Origin of the sequence: Wolbachia endosymbiont (group B) of Longitarsus flavicornis, assembly GCF_964028135.1 — a bacterium.
Classification (GTDB): Bacteria; Pseudomonadota; Alphaproteobacteria; order Rickettsiales; family Anaplasmataceae; genus Wolbachia.
In genome coordinates this window covers 1508410-1529648 of record NZ_OZ034758.1, presented here as the reverse complement: position 1 = coordinate 1529648, position 21239 = coordinate 1508410, and the positions used below count along the sequence as shown (strand labels likewise).

General features: G+C 35.0%; 11 protein-coding genes, 1 tRNA gene and 4 pseudogenes. 6 read left to right on the top strand and 10 right to left on the bottom strand.

Going from position 1 to position 21239, the window contains the following annotated elements:
• Position 1: 1 nt before the first annotated feature.
• The 5 genes and pseudogenes from ABWU45_RS07225 to ABWU45_RS07205 all read right to left on the bottom strand — a co-directional run bounded on the left by ABWU45_RS07225 (position 2) and on the right by ABWU45_RS07205 (position 5457).
• Positions 2-1432: a hypothetical protein gene (locus tag ABWU45_RS07225; RefSeq protein ID WP_353278350.1), complete on the bottom strand. Its 1431-nt coding sequence runs from the start codon at positions 1430-1432 to the stop codon at positions 2-4.
• On the bottom strand, positions 1429-1623 hold the full coding sequence (locus ABWU45_RS07220; protein ID WP_353278349.1) for a hypothetical protein: 195 nt from the start codon (positions 1621-1623) through the stop codon (positions 1429-1431). Before ABWU45_RS07220 ends, ABWU45_RS07225 begins: the two co-directional genes overlap by 4 nt.
• 4 nt (positions 1624-1627) lie before the next feature.
• Entirely contained in the window at positions 1628-2815 is a 1188-nt protein-coding gene (locus ABWU45_RS07215; protein ID WP_353278348.1) for a hypothetical protein, read from the bottom strand.
• 7 nt (positions 2816-2822) lie between these two features.
• Positions 2823-4767: pseudogene (locus ABWU45_RS07210) on the bottom strand (DUF4815 domain-containing protein).
• Between the two features lie 6 nt (positions 4768-4773).
• The gene (locus ABWU45_RS07205) at positions 4774-5457 is read right to left on the bottom strand and encodes a hypothetical protein (RefSeq protein ID WP_353278347.1); all 684 of its coding nucleotides are present in this window, start codon (positions 5455-5457) and stop codon (positions 4774-4776) included.
• A 171-nt stretch (positions 5458-5628) separates the two neighbouring features.
• On the opposite strand from ABWU45_RS07205, the gene ABWU45_RS07200 reads away from it, so the two are divergent.
• From ABWU45_RS07200 to ABWU45_RS07185, 4 genes and pseudogenes are all read left to right on the top strand, one after another.
• Complete coding sequence (locus ABWU45_RS07200) at positions 5629-6840, top strand: hypothetical protein (RefSeq protein WP_353278346.1); 1212 nt, start codon at positions 5629-5631, stop codon at positions 6838-6840.
• 61 nt (positions 6841-6901) lie between these two features.
• Positions 6902-7879, top strand: a pseudogene (locus ABWU45_RS07195) (IS66 family transposase); the annotation flags it as partial.
• A gap of 150 nt (positions 7880-8029) precedes the next feature.
• Positions 8030-8952, top strand: a pseudogene (locus ABWU45_RS07190) (IS110 family transposase).
• A gap of 240 nt (positions 8953-9192) precedes the next feature.
• Positions 9193-9645: pseudogene (locus tag ABWU45_RS07185) on the top strand (IS66 family transposase); the annotation flags it as partial.
• On the opposite strand, the gene ABWU45_RS07180 reads toward ABWU45_RS07185, so the two are convergent.
• From ABWU45_RS07180 to ABWU45_RS07170, 3 genes are all read right to left on the bottom strand, one after another.
• Positions 9642-11468, bottom strand: a complete 1827-nt coding sequence (locus ABWU45_RS07180; protein WP_353278345.1) for a hypothetical protein — start codon at positions 11466-11468, stop codon at positions 9642-9644. The pseudogene ABWU45_RS07185 and the gene ABWU45_RS07180 sit on opposite strands and share 4 nt — an antisense overlap.
• Positions 11469-11523: 55 nt before the next feature.
• Positions 11524-12420, bottom strand: coding sequence for a cation diffusion facilitator family transporter (locus tag ABWU45_RS07175; protein WP_353278344.1), 897 nt, complete (start codon positions 12418-12420; stop codon positions 11524-11526).
• Positions 12421-12447: 27 nt separating this feature from the next.
• Positions 12448-12520: transfer RNA gene (locus ABWU45_RS07170), tRNA-Val, on the bottom strand.
• A 479-nt stretch (positions 12521-12999) separates the two neighbouring features.
• Here ABWU45_RS07170 and ABWU45_RS07165 point away from each other — a divergent pair.
• Both ABWU45_RS07165 and ABWU45_RS07160 read left to right on the top strand, forming a co-directional pair.
• Positions 13000-16500, top strand: coding sequence for a peptidase M2 (locus ABWU45_RS07165; RefSeq protein WP_353278343.1), 3501 nt, complete (start codon positions 13000-13002; stop codon positions 16498-16500).
• A 299-nt stretch (positions 16501-16799) separates the two neighbouring features.
• Positions 16800-18614: a hypothetical protein gene (locus ABWU45_RS07160; RefSeq protein WP_353278342.1), complete on the top strand. Its 1815-nt coding sequence runs from the start codon at positions 16800-16802 to the stop codon at positions 18612-18614.
• 393 nt (positions 18615-19007) lie between these two features.
• Here ABWU45_RS07160 and ABWU45_RS07155 read toward each other — a convergent pair whose 3' ends face one another.
• On the bottom strand, positions 19008-19589 hold the full coding sequence (locus ABWU45_RS07155) for a hypothetical protein (RefSeq protein ID WP_353278341.1): 582 nt from the start codon (positions 19587-19589) through the stop codon (positions 19008-19010).
• 125 nt (positions 19590-19714) lie between these two features.
• Entirely contained in the window at positions 19715-21235 is a 1521-nt protein-coding gene (locus ABWU45_RS07150) for a hypothetical protein (RefSeq protein ID WP_353278340.1), read from the bottom strand.
• Between the last annotated feature and the right edge of the window lie 4 nt (positions 21236-21239).

Sequence of the window (21239 nt, the reverse complement as noted above, 5' to 3'; positions counted from 1 at the left end):
CTCATTGCCATATTTGATCAGTTCGTTCTAATCCTGGACATTGCCAAGCCTTTAGTGTTCTCTCTACATCTACCTCAAGCCCTGTGGTGAGAAAATTGCTACGTATGTTATAAATCCCCCACTGAATAAATTGACCATAGTTGTGTACATAATTTGATGCAAGCATACCTTGACTAACTTGTGTTCTGGAATACAGATAAGATGATGTGTAAAGTAATATTGCAACTGTTTTTCCTGCTGGAATCTCCACATTACCAGATCCAGCTAATTTGCTATCAGAACTCGTGTATTGGTAAACATTTTTCCATACTATTTTTGAAATACTTGATTTATTAGAATTAGTATTATCAGGAGTTCCCACAAATAATCCTGCTTCCCCATACTCCGTACTCGAATACGATGACCCAACAAATTCTATTGCTTTATTTATGTTCACATTGGTTGTATTTTTTACAAATACTACTCCAAGTGCAGCATATGGGTAATAGTATATCTTATCATAACTACCCGAAAAGCTTTTTGTGCATAACTCTCCGTAAATAAATGTTCCCTTGCTTCCCTCTATAAAACTTAGTTGTCTTGGCCGATAAAAACTAACGTAATCTGTATTGTACGTATGGCTACCTGCTAGTAGTTGTAACATATAGTCAGTTTTTGTTATATCACTACTCCACTTTCCAAGCTCTGTCGTAAAAGTTCCGTGGCCAAAATAATTATTTTTTCTTCCAAGTACACCAAATAAGAAAGGTAATGCTCCAGGTTCAACCATGTTGCGCTTTCTTATTTCATTTATAAGAGACGCTTTTAACTGTTCATCCCGAGTTTTTACCTCATTAGAGATGTTTTCAATTCGAGTTTCTATTTCTCCTATAATTGATGAGCCAGGTGGTACATTATTAACAGCACGAAAATCTTCTACTAAACCTTTAAGACCATCTTTATGACTGTTACTAATGCTATTTATTGCTGCAATATTGGCATTCTTTCTCGTATCAAGTAGCGATAAATTTGTTGTTCCTTTTTCATCAATTCTCTTTAATAACTGCTTCTCTGATTCAGAGATCACTGCTAAAGAACTAGCTTTTTTATTATCCAGATCAGTTAAGTGTTTTTTTGCACTATCAAGAAGTTCTTTTAGCTTACCATCAGTCATCTGTACAATTTCAGAAACCGCACTTTTGTCGACTATTGATTCCAATGCTTTAGCAAGATATGCTAATTGATCTGGAGTACTGTTTTCTGCTAAATCCTTAAGTCTTTTTTGTAGTGCATCAATTATTCCTTTTACTTCAGTCATCTGCACAACGTTGGAAATAGCTTTTTTATCTGCTATCAATTCCAGCGATTTTGCAAGATATGCCAGTTGATCAGGTGTGCTACTTGCTGCTAAATCCTTTATCCTTTGATGTAACGCTTCTATTGCTTCTTTCATTCCCAAAAATTCAAAAAAGTTTCAAATCTAAATCGTTTAAAATTATTTTTTAGTTGATTATGCTCATCTTCTCTTTCGGTAATATCTTCATCTATTTTCTCAATTGTGGTACGGATACGAACAACATCCTGCACAGCAATATTTTCTAGATGCGGTAAAGAATATCCTCTACTTGTTTTATCATCTGACATTCTGCTAAGTGATAATGATTCGTAGATTTTTGACTTTAGGGCGATAAACAACCGTTCCACTTAAAACTAATTTTACCCTAGTCTCATTAGCATTAAAATTTGATAGTAGATGAGTTCTCTCCACCCAATTTTCTCCAATTGGTTTTCCTGATGTTAAATTTACTAATTGCCAATCCACATTTTTTTGCACATATGCTTTTACATCTGCAGTGCCAGGTATTAGCGCATCATATGTTATGGTAATCTTAGTGTTAGCTCCTGCTGTAATACTTCTTGTAACATAATCTCCAGACTCTAAAAGATTACCTAGAACTAGCTGTAACCCTGGATATAGCACTGGACTTTTCTCTCGCCCTCCTTTTAGGCTTGCTTTTACCGTTAATTCCCCATTTATTCTTTCACGCAGTGCAAGCGGTAAATTATCAGACAAAAAGTTTTCTCTTCCCTCTTCATCTGTTAAGATAAATTCCACATTGGTATCAAATGCTACTTTTTCGACGTTCGTCAAAACAATTAAATCTGAAGTATTGTTTGCAGTAACTTTTCCCAGATCAATAACGTGAGAATTTTCACTAAATTTTGCAGCTAGTAATCGAAACGTTAAATCTAAATTTTGATGTGGAGTCCAGGTACTTGCATTGCTTGATGAAAGTAATACTCCTACTTGATATGGCTGGCTTGTTACCCAACGGCTATTTACTGCATCATATTTGCCAAGTTCTGCTATTTTGACTGTTGTCTCTGAATCATCAGTAAGTAAAACTATTGCATACTCCTCTCCTGCATGGCAAAACACTGGTGACCAAGTAATACTTGTTGCCGTGCCATCTATCTTTATATCTTTTGGCTCAATATAACTTTCAGCAATGACAGTCTGCGAGGGAATTCCCACTGCTGTTTCCCGAATCTGCACAACAACACATTTTTTGCCTTTATTTATGAACCATAGCTCTACACCTCCTATGTGTCTGCTTTCATTTAGAGTAAATGTTTGCGCTAAAGGATCAACTCGTCTTGCTGCGATAACTCTTCTTCTTTCCTCTATGGTAATAGTTTTTTTACCAGTATAAGTTGCTTCTCCATAACTTCCTTTATCCCCGTAAAACTGTACTAATTTAGTACCTGCTGGAATATTTGCCGGTATCTTCACCTTTCCCTTTAATTTTCCCTGGTTGTTAGCTCTTTTTTCCATTTGCCTTCTATGCTATGGGTTGAATACTGATGCCATCAAATTTTATTTCCTTAAGCTTTTCACCTAGCTCAAAACCTTCAATTTCAAAATCTTGTACTGCTTCTCTCATAAATTCAGCTTCGTATGAAGTACTTGACAGCAATTCTGTTGTTTCTTTAACATTAAATACCCTGGTTATTGGACTTTTCCAATTCGTGGTAACCTCCGTCCAGTGATCAATGTTTTTATTTAGAGTAATTTGTGCCGGTACTGGATCAAAAGCTTGATATGGATTAATCTTTTCTCCTTTAGTCTGTAAAAGCTGCTCCAGTACCGGTTTAAGTTCATATGGCAACAAATAAGTTTTTTCTCCTCCATCAATATCAGCAATAGTTACATCTATTGGTAAAATTAGTTCCTTATTTACTATTGCTGCAGACTGCGAAATTCCTTGATCACGCATATCATCATCAAAGAATGGGTCAACAAATACTCCTTTTTTGGTGGTAGGTTCTCTTGAATTTGCATCACTGCGTAGACGTTCCTGTGCAACCAGCGCATAAAGATCATTTATTCCTTTTTTCATTGCTTCAAGTTCATTCATCGGTACAGCATGAATAGCATTATTCACTATTTTTACCCCTTCGCCTTTTTTCCACGTCTGATGAATGTAGCAGAGTAAGAGCTGTCCAGAGGGAGCTTTAGGCATCGATGGTCGCCAAGGGTGAGCTATACCTTTTATTCTCCTTACCACCCCTTTGCTATCGATAGTAATTAAATCAAAGCGTGGCATTTTCCAGGTGTAATCAATCAAAACCAGACTGTTATCAACTGCTCCTTTTACTTTACACCCCTCTTCACTTATATCTTCAGGAATTACATGAGTGCGGCAGCGGTAAGTTATTTGATAACTACTTCCAGGAGCTGGTTCTTTACCTGGTAATGACCAATCAACGTTTCCTGCGTTTAATTTGTAATCTATACTATTTTCATAAATAACATTGCCTTGTTTAACTTGAATAATCTCAAGTACTGCAGAGTCAGGTATCGGATCAATAGCTCCAGAATATGAACCGTGAGTAACAGTAATAGTTTTTTGAACAGTTATGTCTACTTTTTTGATTTCACTTATTGGAAAATCATTAACCTTCAGTTCCATTACTCTTTGGCTATTTGGCTGAAAAGTATGTGGTTCTGATTCAACTGATTTTATATCCGGATCTTCATCAAAAGAAACACGAATACTGTGAGGAAGTTCAATCTCATAACCATCAACATGAGCTTTACCCTCATTAATCACAAATATTTCTTTTTTACCTTTTTTTACCCCTTCTTCTCCCTTTTCTTCTTTGTGGAGGAACATCACTTCAAGGCCATTTACAACGTAGGAACCATTTGCTTCTTTGTCATAACGAGCAAGAGCAGTAGTTACTATATTTGCTTGTGGTGGCGGTGAATGTTCTATCAATACTCCATTTTCAATGTTATAAATTGGATAAAATTCTCCTGAAGCATTAGTAGTCACACCCTCAGCTTGATAACTCCAAGTGGTGGAAACTTTAAGCCTTGCAGCGCCTACTTCTTGATAATTACGTGTACCAACAGCAGGATCACGAAGGTTTTCATCCTCAAGCTCTGTAATGGTAGATTCTAGATAATAAACACCTATGCGAACTATAGTACTCAGTGGAATAACAAACTCTTTTTCCTCTACTTTTCTCACTGCTCCATGCAGATAGATTTTTCCTCCTTCAAGCGTAACTTTACCAGTTTCTCTATCTATAATACAATTGCTTCCTGTTTATAACATCACCATCACGGAATATTGCATTACCTATGCCTTTAAGCTTAGAGAGAGCATACTCCTGAGTTTCGTTTAATTCTGCAGACTGTAGACCTCTTCCAGCAAGAAATAAGCTTTTCTCATATTCTTTGTCAGGATTAAAGCGGTTATAATAACTATTTAAGGTCATTTTGTTTCAAAAAGTTACAACAAATGAAAAAGTTTCCTGAGTTGCAGATGTTCTGATAAGTGGTACGGTATGTTCTAAAACTAACAAAATTCCAGGATTTTCCACGTCTTTTGGCTCGAAATATCTCTGTCCTTCAGGTAATTCTTCTTTTACTTTAGTACCAACCATAACCCCTAATTCCCTTATCACTTGATTTGCTGCGTCCGTGAAATCGAAAGTGAATTTGAGAAAAAGATTATTGGTTGGTACATTTAAGGGCCTAAACCTTCCAGAAGGAGTTATAAGTTCGCCATTTTCATCACCTGTGCAGAATAGCACTTCATCTGCAGTACGTCTGCCAAGTTCATTGAGTAGTTTTTGAGAAGTAATAGGCTCCGGTGGGGTGCTTTCACTATATTCTACAGTAACTGCACTATTTGCCCTGATAGAGCTATTTTCTGTGCGCTGAATAACACCAGTACTACTCTCAACTATATAATCAATACTTGGCTGATAAATTGTTTGCCCTTGAAAAACTCTAGCATCTTTAACATGGTAGTGATCAAGCATTATTTCACCCTTAACGAAAGTTTTTTCTACTTTATGGCTACTTTCCCAATTGGCATCACCACTGCCCCAAGCAAGATGTAGAGATTGCTTTTTTATGCTTGCTGCTATTGCTGCTCTTCCTGACTCTGTGAGTATTGACATTTCCCTTTTTACGCAGACCTATTACTTAATATATACATTTTTCATTGTTGTATGTTTAAGTGAAAGAAAAATATTTTTATCGATTTGTTTTCTTAAATCTTTGTTATAATTTTTACCGTTGACTAGTTTTTGAATTATGTTAAATGTAGCGTATTATATTACACATAATATATGGTTAATCTTTATCCTAGTAGAGAATTCTGGGAGAGTAGTTTGGAAATGCCAGTAGATCATTGGCTGCCTAGCTTTCAAGATGAAGAAATACGTAAAAATTGGCTTTATTCTCTTTCAGGTAGACAACTAAATGTTATTTTTCAGTATTCCTTTACACATAAGCAAAATGGCCAATTATTTGAATTTCAGAAACATGATGATATTTCAGTTCAAGAACAACGTAAAATGCTTATAGGTTGCTCAGACTCTTTGTTCAGCTATTATCTACTTAGCCACTTCAACCATTCTAAACTTGAGTCTGCTGTTGTTGAAGTAGCAAGGTCTATTTTGACTGAAGAGTTGATCACAAACTTTTTATGTAAAAATAACAAACATGATAAAAAATCCTTAATTTTTGTTTTATTTCATAGTGACCCAGAATTAATCAAATGTGTTTACCACTTTGATAAAGTACAAAAGAGAGGATTTTCATCTTTTACTTTACAAAATTCACCAAGGCAGATGAAAATTCCATTTAAAAACTTTATATCAAAAGAAGTTACTCACCGATTACTACAAGAATACGATGCTGAAAAAGATGATGGCTTTGAAACTCAACTACAAGGTTTTTTCTATCACCAAAATCGTATATATGTGTTTATACGTCGAGCTAGCGATAAGGACCTACTCTTCAATTCAAATCGTATTATCCATGGATATAGACCAAGTTGGATTATTCTGGATTTTTCACTGCATGGTAATCAAGTAAATCTGTGTGCTAAGAATTTTAATGAAAGCCTAAAAATAGCAAATAGTATCGTAAGTAATTATTTTGAATGTGAATGCTTATTTATCGACATGAAAGACCAGAATTGTACACTTCTTGTTGCCACATTCTTGAAATCTTCCATAGAAGGTACTGATCCTAATATTTGTCTATTTGAGGTAAAGTTTCGTTCAACTCAGCTCAAGAAAGACACGTACTTAGTTGTAGTTACTAATCCAGTTAACTCAATTGCTCGAGAGTTACAAATGCTAAAACTAACAATTGAGCAAGATAATTCACTTGTTGAATCTATTCGTATTGTATTTCAAGAAAAGAAAGTAACTCTGTTCTTTAAAAGAAATGAACATTATACTATTATTTATTACTCAGAGCACATACTTAATAAAAAAGAGCGTGAAGTATCCGTTCAGAGGTATGGTAAGGATAAAAAAGAATTGACATAACATATCAAAGTAATAATAACAGAAAATGTTGATAGTAAGGTAAGGCTAGATGCTTCAATTGTTGATCAGTATTGTAGAGTTATGTAAAAACTTAGAGCAAAAAGTAGCAAAGCTTGAAGAAAAAAATAAAATCTTAGAAATAGAGAATGCTGAACTAAGAGAGAGACTTGGCTTGAACTCAAGGAATTCATCTTTACCAAGTTCAAAAGAGCTGTACAAAATAAAAAAAGACACACCAGAAGATAAGTCAGAGGGTGGCAGGAAGATAGGGGGTCAAGTTGGTCATAAAGGAAATTATCGGATAAAAATGGAAGCAGATGAAGTAATTAGAGTAAGATTACATGATACTTGTGAATGTGGTGGAGAAATTGCAGTATGCAACAAACCCTATATTCACCAGAATGTTGATCTCCCAAAAATTAAGCCTTACGTAGTGGAATACCAACTAGAACATGGGCGCTGTCGTAAATGCGGAAAAAGAAGGAGTAGCAAATTACCAGAAGGAGTTACACCTGATACCTTTGGTCCTAGAGTTAAGTCAGTAGTTGCATCACTAAGTGGGTTTTATAAGAATTCAAAGCGAGAAATAGCGAATATCATGAAAGACATCTTTAACATGAGTATAAGTGTTGGTAGTGTGTCCAATAGCGAAGCAAGGGTCTCGTCAAAATGTAAAGAAGCCTATGAACAAATAGAGGAAGAAATGAAAGCAAGCGAAATTTTGCATATTGATGAAACCAGTCACTATAACAAAGGTAAATTGGAATGGTGCTGGATGTTTGCCAACAATAAAGCAAGTCTTATGAAGTTAGCAGATACAAGAGGAATGAAGTTTTTAAAGAATAGTGCATTTTGTGATTACAAAAATCGGGTAATTACCGACAGATATGGAGTTTACAACCACTTCAGTGATGAAAAACGACAAATTTGTTGGGCTCACTTATTGAGAAATTTCGAGAGGTTATCTTGTATCTTGAAAAAAGCATCTAATGTTTTAAGCTTAAGCATTAGGTGGAGAAGGGAAGAACTCTGGATGTTATCTTAGATATAAAATCTGTCCAAGAGAAAAGAGTTCCCTTCTCAAAAGTAGAGGTTGGACGGTATCTTAGAAAGACCTAAATGGTTCTAATTCTGTATGCACAAGGTTAGCCTTACTTTTCATTTTAAATGGTAACGTATGGAGTTATAAATGATCAACAACTTTTTAGGTATAGACATATCAAAAGATCGCTTTGATGTTTTTCTTTCTTTCATAAGTAAAAAAGGGAAACGCGAAACTAAGAAAAGGAATTTTAAAAACGATGATTCTGGGTTTCAAGGTCTACTTGATTTTTTACAAAAACATAATGTGGAGCAAGTAACAATCTGTATGGAAGCTACAGGTTGTTATAGTGAAGCTTTGGCTGAATTTCTACACAATGCTGGATATTTTGTTAGTGTAGTAAATCCTTATTGCATAAAATCTTATGCAAGGAGTAAGCTTGTGCGACAAAAGAATGATCAGAGCGATGCAGAGATTATAGCAGATTATTGTCAAAGACAGGAACCTACACGTTGGACACCACCTTCTTCTGAAAAGAAAAAATTAAAACATCTTTATCGTTGTTCAGCTGCGTTAAAAAATGAATTAACATTAGTAAATAATCATTTAGAAAAGAAAGAGAGACTGCCTGAAAAAGTTGTAAATGTTTGGGAAAATCTTTCAGTGAACATAGAGCAATCAATAGAAACAATAAAAAACTCCATACATGAACTATTAAAACAACACAAAGAATTGTTGGAAGATTTTCAGCTACTATTAACTGTTCCAGGCATAGGAAAGGAATCAGCAGTAGCTATTTTAGCTGAAATTTCTGATATAAAAGTTTTTATAAATGCCAGGCAATTGGCATCATATGCTGGAACTATACCACGGAATATAACATAAAGCATAATCCTATTATTATGACTTTTTGTAAGAGGTTAAAAGAGAAAGGCAAGCATAACATGGCCATTGTAGGAGCTGCAATGCGCAAGTTACTCCATATAGTTTTTGGTGTTTTAAGTTCAAGGAAGGCTTTTGATCCAGATCATATCAAGAATTATAAGGCTAGAAGATTAGCTGAAGTTTAAAGTCAAAAAGTGCTCCATCACATCTTATGTGAAATAGTATCTTACACAAATTTATTTAATGTTGCTGGTTAGTGTATGTTGATAAGTAAATTGATTTTACATATACACAACAGCAGAAATTTACTTATCAACATATACACTAACTATAATCTGTGTACTGCTACACAGATTGTGAATTGGAAGTATTTTTTTTGGTTTTATGATGCAATTTAGGAAATTTTTATGTTGACTAACAAGACGGTATCTCATAGCTGGAATAGTGAAGTAATGAGACTTGGCCATTGTTTAAAAGATGCAGCTAATGGATTATTTACATTAAAAAACGCTTTGTCAGAAAATGAAATTAGTATTTCAAAGTTCACTAAGCAAGCTAAAGAGTTACGAAGATTTATGCAGTACTGCATGATAAAAATATCTTATATACTTGAAGCAAAAGGAGCTTCACGAACGGTAAAGGGTATTATAAAATCCGAGCCAATGATGTGGACATTTTTGGATGATCCAGAGAATATTCCATTAACGAATAATCATGTTGAGCGACAAATACGGCATTATGTTGTCTATCGTAAGAATTCATATTTTGCACAGTCAGAGCGAGGGAATAGATTCCTTGAGCGGATAATTTCGTTGTATCTCACTTGGAGGCAAAAAAAGTTAAATCCATTTCAAAACCTTCTATCTATTGTCTCTTAAGCCACACCTCTGAACGGATACTGTCTCATTCCTTCTGCTACATTACTAGCGGATACTCCATGTGAGAGACGACTTGAGACCACTTCTTCTACTTCTTTTATTATTTCTTCCATGTTTTTTCCACTTTTTTTACATGCATCATCAAGTGCTAATTTTAGCTTACGTATATCATACTCTTCTAGCATCTTATTCATTTCTTCTTTCGTTATCTCTAATTTTTTTAGTAAGATGTTCTCCATTATTTCTCTTTCATCACCTTTATATTGTCCATTTAGTCTGTTATATGCAATGCAACACTTCCTTTCTCGTGGCAAGGCTGACAGATTTTGCAATGTAGCATCTATTTGAGCTTCTATAGGGTTAACTTTCCTAGCCTTTTCAGCAGTTTCTGACCTAAATTTCTCTACTTCTTCTTTTATTCTTTCGTCAGCTATTCCCTTAGCTTCAGTTAAAGATGAGTCCTTGAGAAAAAAATCTGTTCTAAGTAAATTTTGGTTTAAAAGCTCCAAAAAGACTTTTCCTTTGATGTTTTCGAGTTGATCGTCTAAACCATCCCCCTGTAGTTTATTTGTTATGTGCTGAGACAGCGCAAAGTGCTCTAATTTATTTAACTTTACAGAGTTAATATTTTTCATTAACGTCAGCACAATTTGTTCACTATACTGAGAAGTAAAACTTAGCAACCTTCTCATTAAAGGAACGCTTACTTCTGCAATAAAATCATCAACTATTTTTTGACTTTTATCATCTTCATAATTATTTTGGGCGTTATGCCAAGCCCTAAGAATTTCTTTACTGTTCTTCTTATTTTTTAGCCTGTCTAACATAAACTTACGTGCTTCATTTTCTGCTTCTGTAAGGAGCATTTGTCTAGGTGGTGTAAATTTAATCTCTGGATCGGAATGAATACCCTCTAATGTACTTAACATTCTGTAGATAACACCAGTAAAACATGTGTTAGGAATTCGTTCTTTTCTAGAGAAAGTTTGGCTATCTAGTAAATTTGCAATCAACGCGTCTTTTTTATTTTTTACAGCTTCTCTATCTCCATCATTGCAGGCTCTAAGAACTAACAGAAGAATTTGTCCACCAGTGAAACCAGAGCTATGTTTCTCATTACCTTTGCAAAAATCTTGCAAAAACATTACTAATTTTCCCTTATTCTCATTACTAAATGGTTGGCCATCAAGCATATGTAAGTGATTTATATATTCAATAAACTCTTTAAATCCCTCATTATTAATAGTGTCTTCTGGTACTGGATCATATTTGCGTATTAACTTACCAATATTATTACTAATATCGTCATTCAATTGATGGGGCAGTAAATGCTCATAAGTATCATCAAACTTATTTGTCATACTGCGAGTATTTTCTTTTATGCCTTCTAAAAAGAAACTTATAGCAGCTTTGAGTAACGTAAATGGATTAAAATCCTTTGGCCTTAATTCACTTTGTAATAGAATTAAAATCATTGCAAGTGGTATTGTTGCAAGTAACGAAACAAGCAGGAAAGTAGTTGTAAAAGTTATATATGTTATAGAGGCAAAAAATAAAAGGAAAGATGCTATCTTAATTTTATTATCCTTAAAAAATATTTCCCAATATTCCTTTTTACTTATTTTTTCCTGCTTTGCAGCTTTTATGTCTTTATAAACGTAAAAAGTTTTTATTTCAGATCTAAAAAACAATGTGGCAAAAGATAAAAAGACATTGGCAGGATTAACTAAAATGCTTAAAGAAACAAAAGCTGCGAAGTAACTTGCTGTCTTTAATCTGTAAGAATCCTTTCCAGGAAATTGTATTTGGGAAATACCTATCATAGCCTACTCTCTATAATATTATGATATTGTAGTAATAACAAATAGCCTATAGATGTCAATGCTTAAGTATTTTACTGTCTACGCACTCATCGTATTCAATTTCAACTGTAGAGTGCGCAATTTCGAACCTATTTAATAGTATTTTTTTTATCTCATACAAAATATTAGTGTGTTGTCCATTTTGCTTTATCTTGGCATGCATAGTAAGTATAAAATAATTATCAGATAGTGACCATGCATGTATATGATGCACATCTATCACTTCAGGTAACTTAGATACAATCTCACTTTTTATCTCCTCAGCAGATACACTCTCAGGTGTACCTTCAAGGAGTATATGGCAAGAATTCTTGAGAATTTTATAGCCACTGTTTAAGATTATTACACTGACAAATACTGACAAAATAGGGTCCACTATTTGCCATCCGGTAAACATGATAATTATGGATGCAAGTATAGCAGCTACAGAACCTAAAATATCTCCGATAACATGCAATACAGCACTTTTTATGTTTATATTACTTTCGCATTTACTATGTAATATAAAAAAGACTATAATGTTAGAGATCAGGCCAAGTGTGGCAATTATTAGCATTACTTTCCATTCAACATTAACCGGACAAATGAATCTCTTTATTGATTCAATTATAATGACTGCTGCAATGAAAAATAGAGTTAAACCATTAACAAATGCTGCAATTATCTGCAATCTGTGATACCCATATGACCTCTGTAAATCAGATTTCTTAGCTGAAAATTTGTGCGCTACCCAGCTTAAAATCAAGGCAAAAAGATCAGTGAGCATATGCCCTGCATCTGATAGTAGAGCAAGCGAATGTGAAATTACTCCACCTGCTATCTCCATAAGCATTGTTATTGCGACTATTATTATGGAATAAATTAAGCGCTTGGACTCTGCTATTGAGTGTTTGCCATTGTGCACTGCTGTCATATAAAATCTTTTTATGAGCAAAAATCGTGGGTAACACTGGGCTCGAACCAGCGACCCCTTGCACGTCAAGCAAGTGCTCTACCAACTGAGCTAATTACCCATCGTAGCTTTAGTATAGTGCTTCAGTGGAATGGAAGTCAATTTGCTTTTAGACTTCTTGTTGAATGAAATTCCTTGACAAACCTTCCCACTTTCCTTATCATACCAATAAGAGTATTTATCCTTGTTTTTGGGTTCAACAACAAAAATTCAGTAAAAAACTCAGATATTTATTGGCAGATTACATAAAAATTATAGCGGCTTTTTTTATTTTTTCTACATTCAGCCAAATCGCGCTTGTTAGCACATTATCAATTTACATTATAAAACTCGCTACATAGGGATTTTTTTGCCTTTTTTAAAATTGATAAATTTCTTAATATTTATAATCCCGTTACTTGTTAGCAGCCACCTAAGGTTAGCTATAGAATTTTAGCCACATTCTAAATGTTACATATTAAGTTAACTATCTATACTTTTTTATTAAGATATAAATTATACCAATATGAGAATTTACGTTTTTTTCAGATGAGTCACTTTATGCTTGATATTGTAAAGGCTAATAAATTAGAGGTTAGAATTATGACAATCAATCAACAAATAAATAAAAATATAACTAAAGAAGAATACTTTAACAATAAGCATATCATAGAAGTTAAAGATTTAAATATTAAAGTAGAAGTTTATTCTCATAATTTAAGAGCAAGTAAAGTTGCTCACATTGAAAGTGAGATAAGAGAAACAGCTACTAATTTTAAAGATGCATTTAAGCTGGAGCCTGGTAGCTCAGAACAAACGTTCAAAATTTATGTGTTTGATGATAAGGCTGATTACACTCACCTTGGTGGAAGCGAACGTTTTGGTTCTTACCTTGGAGATGAAGGTGGTAAATGTTACTACAAAGGAGAAGCTGATATTTTTGCTGAGATGTATGTCTATCAGCAAGGTGGCGTTCATAACCTTCAGCATGAATTTGCACATGGTTTAACTTACTTGGCTACAGGAGGAAAATCTCTACCTACAGTATTAATGGAGGGAATTGCAGATTACTTTGAACATCATTCAGATCACAAGTTCAATGCTCAAGGGTCAAGCATTGATAAAACTGAAGCCGCAAATTTGGATCTAGGTGGAATTTTAAATTTACAATACTCAGCCAGTGGTGAAGAAAACAGTTTAGTGTATAAAACTGGTCATGCGTTGATAATGTACTTACAGGAAAAAGATCCTAGTTTATTAAGAGACTACCTAGATGCTTTACGTCAAGGTAACTCAGATGAATCAAAAAGTTTCTTGAAAGACATAAAAGGACATGATGCTGACTTCAAAAGTTGGCTTGCTGAGAATGATACAGAAACTGCAATGGAACATCTCAACGCTTTGCAAGTTACAAAAGGAGATTTTATAGCAACTGGTCAAGAAATAGTGGGTGGAGAAATTAAAGATGTATCGTATTATAAAGCAAATATAGAAAAAATAGATGGAGAAAACGTTGGAAGTTTCTCTGCTGTAGAGCATGTGTCATTTTACGATTATGCTCGTGCTGTTAATAGGGCAACAAATGATACCCTCGATATATCAAAGGAATATCATTTCTTAAAGGCAGTAAAAACTACTGATGGGCAGGTTAAGCTGACTTACTCTGATCAACAAGGTAATGAATATCAAAACAGTCAAGAGTATAAAATGCAAGCTTTGAGGATATTATCAAAATATGGTGAAGATCTTAGAAAATCTTACTATGATGGGAAAGAAGACTTAGATAAGCAGAAGGATATAAAATATAATGATGTGTTGAAAAGCCTTCGTGAACAGGAAGAAACACAGCGTCATGATGCATACGAGCAATACAAAAGAGGAGAGATCTCTTATGAGAAATTTGTAGAAAAATGCAATTCAGCCAGCACTAATTATCATAATGAAGATAAGAGATTATATAATGCTACACAGGACAAATATACACAACTGAAAGATGATTTGCTTGATAAAACCATAAACGCTGGCTTGAAACAAGTAAAAGAAACTCAGAACATTGACGTAGAAAAGATGTTAGAAGAGATGGTTAATATCGATCCAAACCTAATCAGAGGTGCTCATATTAATCTACAAGAAGGTAAAGTTTTCTCTATCAAAGCTCTTGGTCACGGAGATATGGGTGCACTATCTATATATGATGGGAATACAAAGCTTGGAGAGTTGTCGAGCGAATCGGGCTTTTTTAAGCAAGTTGAAGGTCAAACTAAAGAAACTTTTGTTTTTGAGGACATATTGCACAACTTGAATACTCAATATGACGGTGGTGCTTATATGGCTATTACAAAAGAAAATGGTCATTATAAAGCTTCTCTAATAGATGGCAGAACAGTTGAACGTGATGAATACTTTGATGAAGCACATTTACATGAAAATGAATTGTTGCATCCTAGCACTGGACACATTCAAAAAGATTTAGATTCTCTACTTCTTAGAGGGACCAAAATTCTAAATCATCAGGATTCAAAGCATGCTCAATATTCTGATGAGCAAAGAGAAAGCGGCGTAATCGTAGAAAAAGGAACATTATTGGATGATAAAGGGACTGATAGAACAGACGACGATGTATACGAAGCGGTTGTAAAGCAAGGAGGCGAAAATCTACATGCATTCAAAAATATGGGCTTCTATATCACTGAAGAGATGAAAAATGAAAGAGGTGAAGTTATAAATGAAAGTAACTTGTTCATTCATGATCATGGAAAAAACGTAAGGTTTCAATTGCCAGGCAATGTTACTCACCTAAAATTGGTGGAAAAAGATGGACAATATAAATTAGCACCATCTGATTCTGAAGGAAGAGAATACAGTAGCATACCAGACGAATACAAATATATTGACCCAGTATTTGCACATGAATATGAAAAGAGAGATTATTCTCATAAACATATAAATGTGGGCCTTATAAACTTAGAAAAATATGCCCCTGGTAAACTTTTTACCATTAAACATGATCCAAATGATTATCAGATACAAAGAAACTCGAGTGGTGAAATAGTGAGAATCAACAATCAAAGATATTTCACTAAAGTAAAACTATTTGATGGTGATACTGATGAAGAAATAGGAATGTTATCTAATAACTTCCATAACTTCAAAGGGCAAATATTCTTTTCTGCTGATTATAACTACAGCTATACTGATTTCCTCGCATCTGTTTCTCCTCAAGTTGAAATTGAGAATATGGGAAATGGAAGCAAAAAAATAACTTTTGATCAAGGCAGTGGCGATATCGGTGACACTAATAGAGGCTACACTGACTATCAAAGGATATACACAAGGGAAACCGAAAGTCCAAAAGGGCAAGTAAGTGAAACTAAGACAGAAGTTCATAGTACTACTAATGTTGTTGCTGAAGAGAGAACTGTATCAAACGACAATAGTGAAATACAGTCTGATCAACCACAAATTCCAACAAGGGCAAAAAGGTCAGCTTCAGTGGAGGAGAAAGAGCAGGTAGTGTTGAAAGACACAATCTTGAAAATAGAAAAGAGCTATGATCGAGATGTAGAAGGAAAGCATAAGGCAAATGTAATCATAGATTATAATGATGTGAAAGCCTTGTATAATAGAGCAGAAGGAGCAGATAAGCAATCTGTGTTAGATTTTTGGAACAAACTGCATACATCGGATTATAAGATTGGTGCTTTGCCGGAAGACAAGTATTACTTTAAAGATGGCAAATTTCTAATTCACGATAGTGACACGAAAAAGCTTATAGTGTTACCTGAAGATAAGGTATCCATCAAAATAATGAAGGATGGTGATAGTTATAGTTTGGCTATATCAAATGGTAATGGCAAAGTAATAAGCAGCATTAGTAAAATAGATAATCCAAATTACGAATTGCTATCAGATTCAAGTCACTTCAGCTTAGAAACACAAGATAACTTTGAGTTATTAGATCAACATCATGAATATAATCTCTATCTAGAGAATGGTTTTGTGAAAATGTTCGACTGCGCAAGCGATCACGTTTATCACGATCATAACTCAGCCTATATCTAATATACAAGGAGGGCCCTGCCCTCTTTTTGTTATTCCAATGCCCAGACACTGGCATCCAGTTAAATTTGCTAGTATAAAAGTAATCAACGTTTCTTATGATGGAAAAATGGATTCCAGTGTCAAGCACTGTAATAACACCAAAGGGGCTACTAGGATGACATCGTCTGCTACATACTTAGATCACAAGAGAAGAATTCTGAAGCGAAAAGCTTCAAGGAAATCTTATGCAAAATCTAGTATTTACGGAATTTATATTATTTTCATGCACATTATGGTTTTTGTAATTAACGGAAAGTGATATGGCTAGTTTAACTTTTAAAGACAGTACTGGAGCAAATGTAGTATCCCCTACCATTAAAAGCATAATTTATGAAGATGCTGCACAGAATAAGTATACCTTTGGTGTAGATAGTACTAGTGTTTTCAACACTTTTAGGTATGAACCTAATGGTGCTGCTGAAATAGATTACAGTGCTACAGCAAAAAACTTCATGACTGGAGGTGCAATTGCTACATTATTAGGTATTGGAACTAACGTAGGTGCAATAAAAACTAAGACTGATTCTATTCCAGCTGACTTAAGCGCTGACTTAGTTACCATAAAAACTCAAGTCGGAACAGATCTGATATCAGGAATAAAGGCTAAGACTGACAAGATTACAGATACCTTAGGAGCTGATGTCATTGCTATAAAGGCTAAAACTGATACTATTCCAGCTGACTTAACAGCTAAAGTAACTTCTATAGAAACTGCTACAAATGCTGCTAATTTAGGAGACAAGGTTACTGCAATACAAACTAAGACTGATAAGATTACAGATACCTTAGGAGCTGATGTCATTGCTATAAAGGCTAAAACTGATACTATTCCAGCTGACTTAACAGCTAAAGTAACTTCTATAGAAACTGCTACAAATGCTGCTAATTTAGGAGACAAGGTTACTGCAATACAAACTAAGACTGATAAGATTACAGATACCTTAGGAGCTGATGTCATTGCTATAAAGGCTAAAACTGATAAGATGCCTGACGATCTAGGAACTGAGTTAGGTAAGTTAGCAAAATCTGCTGAACTAGCTCCTTTAGTTAAAACTGCTGAATTAGATCCTTTGGCTAAAACCGCTGAACTAGCTCCTCTAGCTAAAACTGCTGAACTAGCTCCTTTAGCTAAAACTGCTGATGTTACTGCAATAAGGGCTAAGACTGATAAGATGCCCTACGATTTAGGAACTGAGTTAGGTAAGTTAGCAAAATCTGCTGAACTAGCTCCTTTAGTTAAAACTGCTGAATTAGATCCTTTGGCTAAAACCGCTGAACTAGCTCCTTTAGCTAAAACTGCTGATGTTACTGCAATAAGGGCTAAGACTGATAAGATGCCTGACGATTTAGGAGCTGAATTAGGTAAGTTAGCAAAATCTGCTGAACTAGCTCCTTTAGTTAAAACTGCTGAACTAGCTCCTTTGGCTAAAACTGCTGATGTTGCTGCTATAAAGGCTAAGACTGATAAGATCACAGATACCTTAGGAGCTGATGTCATTGCTATAAAGGCTAAAACTGATACTATTCCAGCTGACTTAACAGCTAAAGTAACTGCTATAGAAACTGCTACAAATGCTGCTAATTTAGGAGACAAGGTTACTGCAATACAAACTAAGACTGATAAGATCACAGATACCTTAGGAGCTGATGTCATTGCTATAAAGGCTAAAACTGATACTATTCCAGCTGACTTAACAGCTAAAGTAACTTCTATAGAAACTGCTACAAATGCTGCTAATTTAGGAGACAAGGTTACTGCAATACAAACTAAGACTGATAAGATTACAGATACCTTAGGAGCTGATGTCATTGCTATAAAGGCTAAAACTGATAAGATGCCTGACGATCTAGGAACTGAGTTAGGTAAGTTAACTACAATAGGAAATGCTATAAATGGTAATGGTCACGTCACTGAAGCTGCTAAAGCTGTACTAGAGAGCAGTTTCAAGCAAGCTATCACGGATGCTGGGCAAGAAGGTAGTGAATGGCTTAGAAATGAGATAAAAGAGATAGTGTCACAGCCATCCTTCGAGATTCCAACAGATTCAAGTTCACCTCTTTCTTGGGATTGGTAATGTAAGTGCCAGTAGATGATATCTCGCTATGTCATTTACTGTTGTCATTACAGCATGTGATACACAGCTGTACGAACATTATTCTGTAGGAAGATGTCATGCCAGTGCCCAGACACTGGCATCCATTTTCCCATCATCATAAGAAACGTTATATTTTAACATTACTTTTATACTCGCAAATTTAACTGGATCCCAGACTCATGTGTCAATGTTAAACAAAATACCATGGAATTCAAGAAGACAATTCATAGGAAATTACTAGATCCAAAAAAGGCAAAATGCTACTTAAATAAAACCCCTATAACAAACAATTACGGTTAATTTTTACTACGCGCAGTAGACTAATGCCTTTAAAATACTTAACTAAGATTTAATATATAAATTTAATAGCTCTTATCTACCAGGAAGATCATTTGCAGTACCAGGCCCTAAATCTATTACACGAAAAACATTACAAGCTGATAGAAGGGTATTTGGTCCTTGTGCACCATTATTAAATATGACATCTGATAAAACTGCTGCATCCCCATCAGTAACACGTTTATACCCTCCACTCTGAGCATAATGTTCTATTTGATTTCTTGCTTCTGTTCTTCTTTGTTGTTGATCGCCTGCAGCACGAGCAAATTTTAACTCCATTCCAACTGGATGAGTACCACCTCTACTTTCCATGGATCGTAATAATACTAAGTCTAACTTTTCTCCTCCTCCTAACTGAAATTCAATTATTACTCTGGAAGGGTTGTTACAGATATAAAATAGTCCGTGCAGTACAGAATGAAATCCTGCTTCTCCAGCATGATCCCTGTCTACTACCCACTTTAATGATTGAAGTTGTGCATTATTTTGCTGATCTGGATGTAACACATTTGAAATTGCTTGGAACAACTCTCTATATCTGTCAGCGTTTTGCCAACCAGTATTCATTACTATTTTTGCAGCATTGTGAACATTATTAACACCGCCTATCCGCAAATGCTGGCCTTGAGAAAGGACATTGTTAAAGCTCTGTTGATAATTATTAGGTGGATTAAATTGTCTTAGATTGGCAGTTAATCCAAGATTATCTTGATCCCTTCTGCTTGGGTTTAAGCTGCATGTTAGCTCATATACACGAGCATTTTCCAGCTTTGCGGTAGATTCAAACCTATGTTAGGAAACTGATGAGCTAATGTATGATGAACATTAAATACAACAACTTCTTCTCTTTGATTTCTTCCTCGTAACACATGTAGAACCATCGTTAAGGCACGATCACCAACATTTACTTGTGAAATTCCTCCTTGCGGACCTAACATCATATCATCGTCATGATAGCGAAATAAATACTTAGTTACTCTGATCCGATTTTGCTCTATCTGCACAGTTCCCCTTGCAAACGCAATATTTGAAAAAGCAAATCCAGTTGTATAGAGGAATACCCTTCTATCTCTGGCACTAACGCCATCTCTATTTCTAATACCTGGTACAGCAGGCACACCAAAAGCTGGATAAAGTAGGTAATCTTCAACATTCTCTTCAATCTCTCTGTTACCAACAGGCTCGAATAACCTTTCTACCAAAGAATGTTCTCTTTCCAAGAAATCTTCTACGCTAGACGAAAAACGTCTACGATTAAGATCAAAATTTAATCCTACACAGACAGCATTACCTGATGAAGTATGGATAGACAGTGATGAAATAGGGCATCTGTTAACGTAATTCTCTGCTTGCTCTAACGCATCTGCAGCACTTCTTCTTCCTGCTTTAAGCTCAATTATGATAGACACAGAATCCCCCAATCTTTGCACACCACGCACAAGAAAAGTAATATCCGTATACCCACCTCCTACAAATAGCTCAAGGTAAACGCCAGCTCCGTGACGATGCCCAAAGTTCATCAAAAAGCCTGACAAAAAGCCATGGTGATCAGACTCTATGCCATTAAAATTTAATGGGCGATTATTGTCATTAAGTAACTGATAATACCCATCATATGTATCCAAAATATACTGCAAAATCCTTCTTGTAGAACCCCTTACGTTTTCTGCATCATTGTCTGCCAGGTTACTTATCAAGTTTGGTATACGGTTATTTTGCAGCCCAGGTGTTCTGGTAATTTCGTCAAAACCATTGCATGGGGATGCTGAGTTTGCGGTAAATTCTCCATCTTCAATTCTCCTACATTCTACTTCATCTTCATCCACCTGATTCTGCTTCCACGCAAATATCTTATATTCCTCAAAAACAAAATCATCTTGTCCATCTAGTAGTGCTTCTACTTGCTGCCTCTCTTGCTGACTGAACCTTGAGCCAGGGCTATTTTCCCTATCAGAAACAGTAAAACACTTTACAGTCCTGTACCCTTCTCTATCTCTCTTATTGGTTAGGATAGCAATTTTTAAATTTCCCTTTCCACGATTATTTGGATCATTATCAAAACGAAAGAAAACCCTTTCATTATTTGCAACACCAGAATCATGTGCGGTAGCAAGCATACCAAAAAAGAATGCAGGAAAAAAACGATCTTTGCCAACAGAATGCAAAAAAGATGGGCACTGACCAAGAAAGGATCTAAAATCTCTTATAAACTCTTGACAATTTCCATCAAGTAAATTTCTAGCTAAACCAGTATTGTGCATAAAA

What these genes read in the sequence shown, in the direction of transcription:
- ABWU45_RS07220 (WP_353278349.1), bottom strand. Translation starts at nt 1,623, where the DNA reads ATGTCAGATGATAAAACAAGTAGAGGATATTCTTTACCGCATCTAGAA.
- ABWU45_RS07200 (WP_353278346.1), top strand. Translation starts at nt 5,629, where the DNA reads ATGGTTAATCTTTATCCTAGTAGAGAATTCTGGGAGAGTAGTTTGGAA.
- ABWU45_RS07180 (WP_353278345.1), bottom strand. Translation starts at nt 11,468, where the DNA reads ATGATAGGTATTTCCCAAATACAATTTCCTGGAAAGGATTCTTACAGA.
- ABWU45_RS07150 (WP_353278340.1), bottom strand. Translation starts at nt 21,235, where the DNA reads ATGCACAATACTGGTTTAGCTAGAAATTTACTTGATGGAAATTGTCAA.
- ABWU45_RS07160 (WP_353278342.1), top strand. Translation starts at nt 16,800, where the DNA reads ATGGCTAGTTTAACTTTTAAAGACAGTACTGGAGCAAATGTAGTATCC.
- ABWU45_RS07205 (WP_353278347.1), bottom strand. Translation starts at nt 5,457, where the DNA reads ATGTCAATACTCACAGAGTCAGGAAGAGCAGCAATAGCAGCAAGCATA.
- ABWU45_RS07165 (WP_353278343.1), top strand. Translation starts at nt 13,000, where the DNA reads ATGCTTGATATTGTAAAGGCTAATAAATTAGAGGTTAGAATTATGACA.
- ABWU45_RS07215 (WP_353278348.1), bottom strand. Translation starts at nt 2,815, where the DNA reads ATGGAAAAAAGAGCTAACAACCAGGGAAAATTAAAGGGAAAGGTGAAG.
- ABWU45_RS07175 (WP_353278344.1), bottom strand. Translation starts at nt 12,420, where the DNA reads ATGACAGCAGTGCACAATGGCAAACACTCAATAGCAGAGTCCAAGCGC.
- ABWU45_RS07225 (WP_353278350.1), bottom strand. Translation starts at nt 1,432, where the DNA reads ATGAAAGAAGCAATAGAAGCGTTACATCAAAGGATAAAGGATTTAGCA.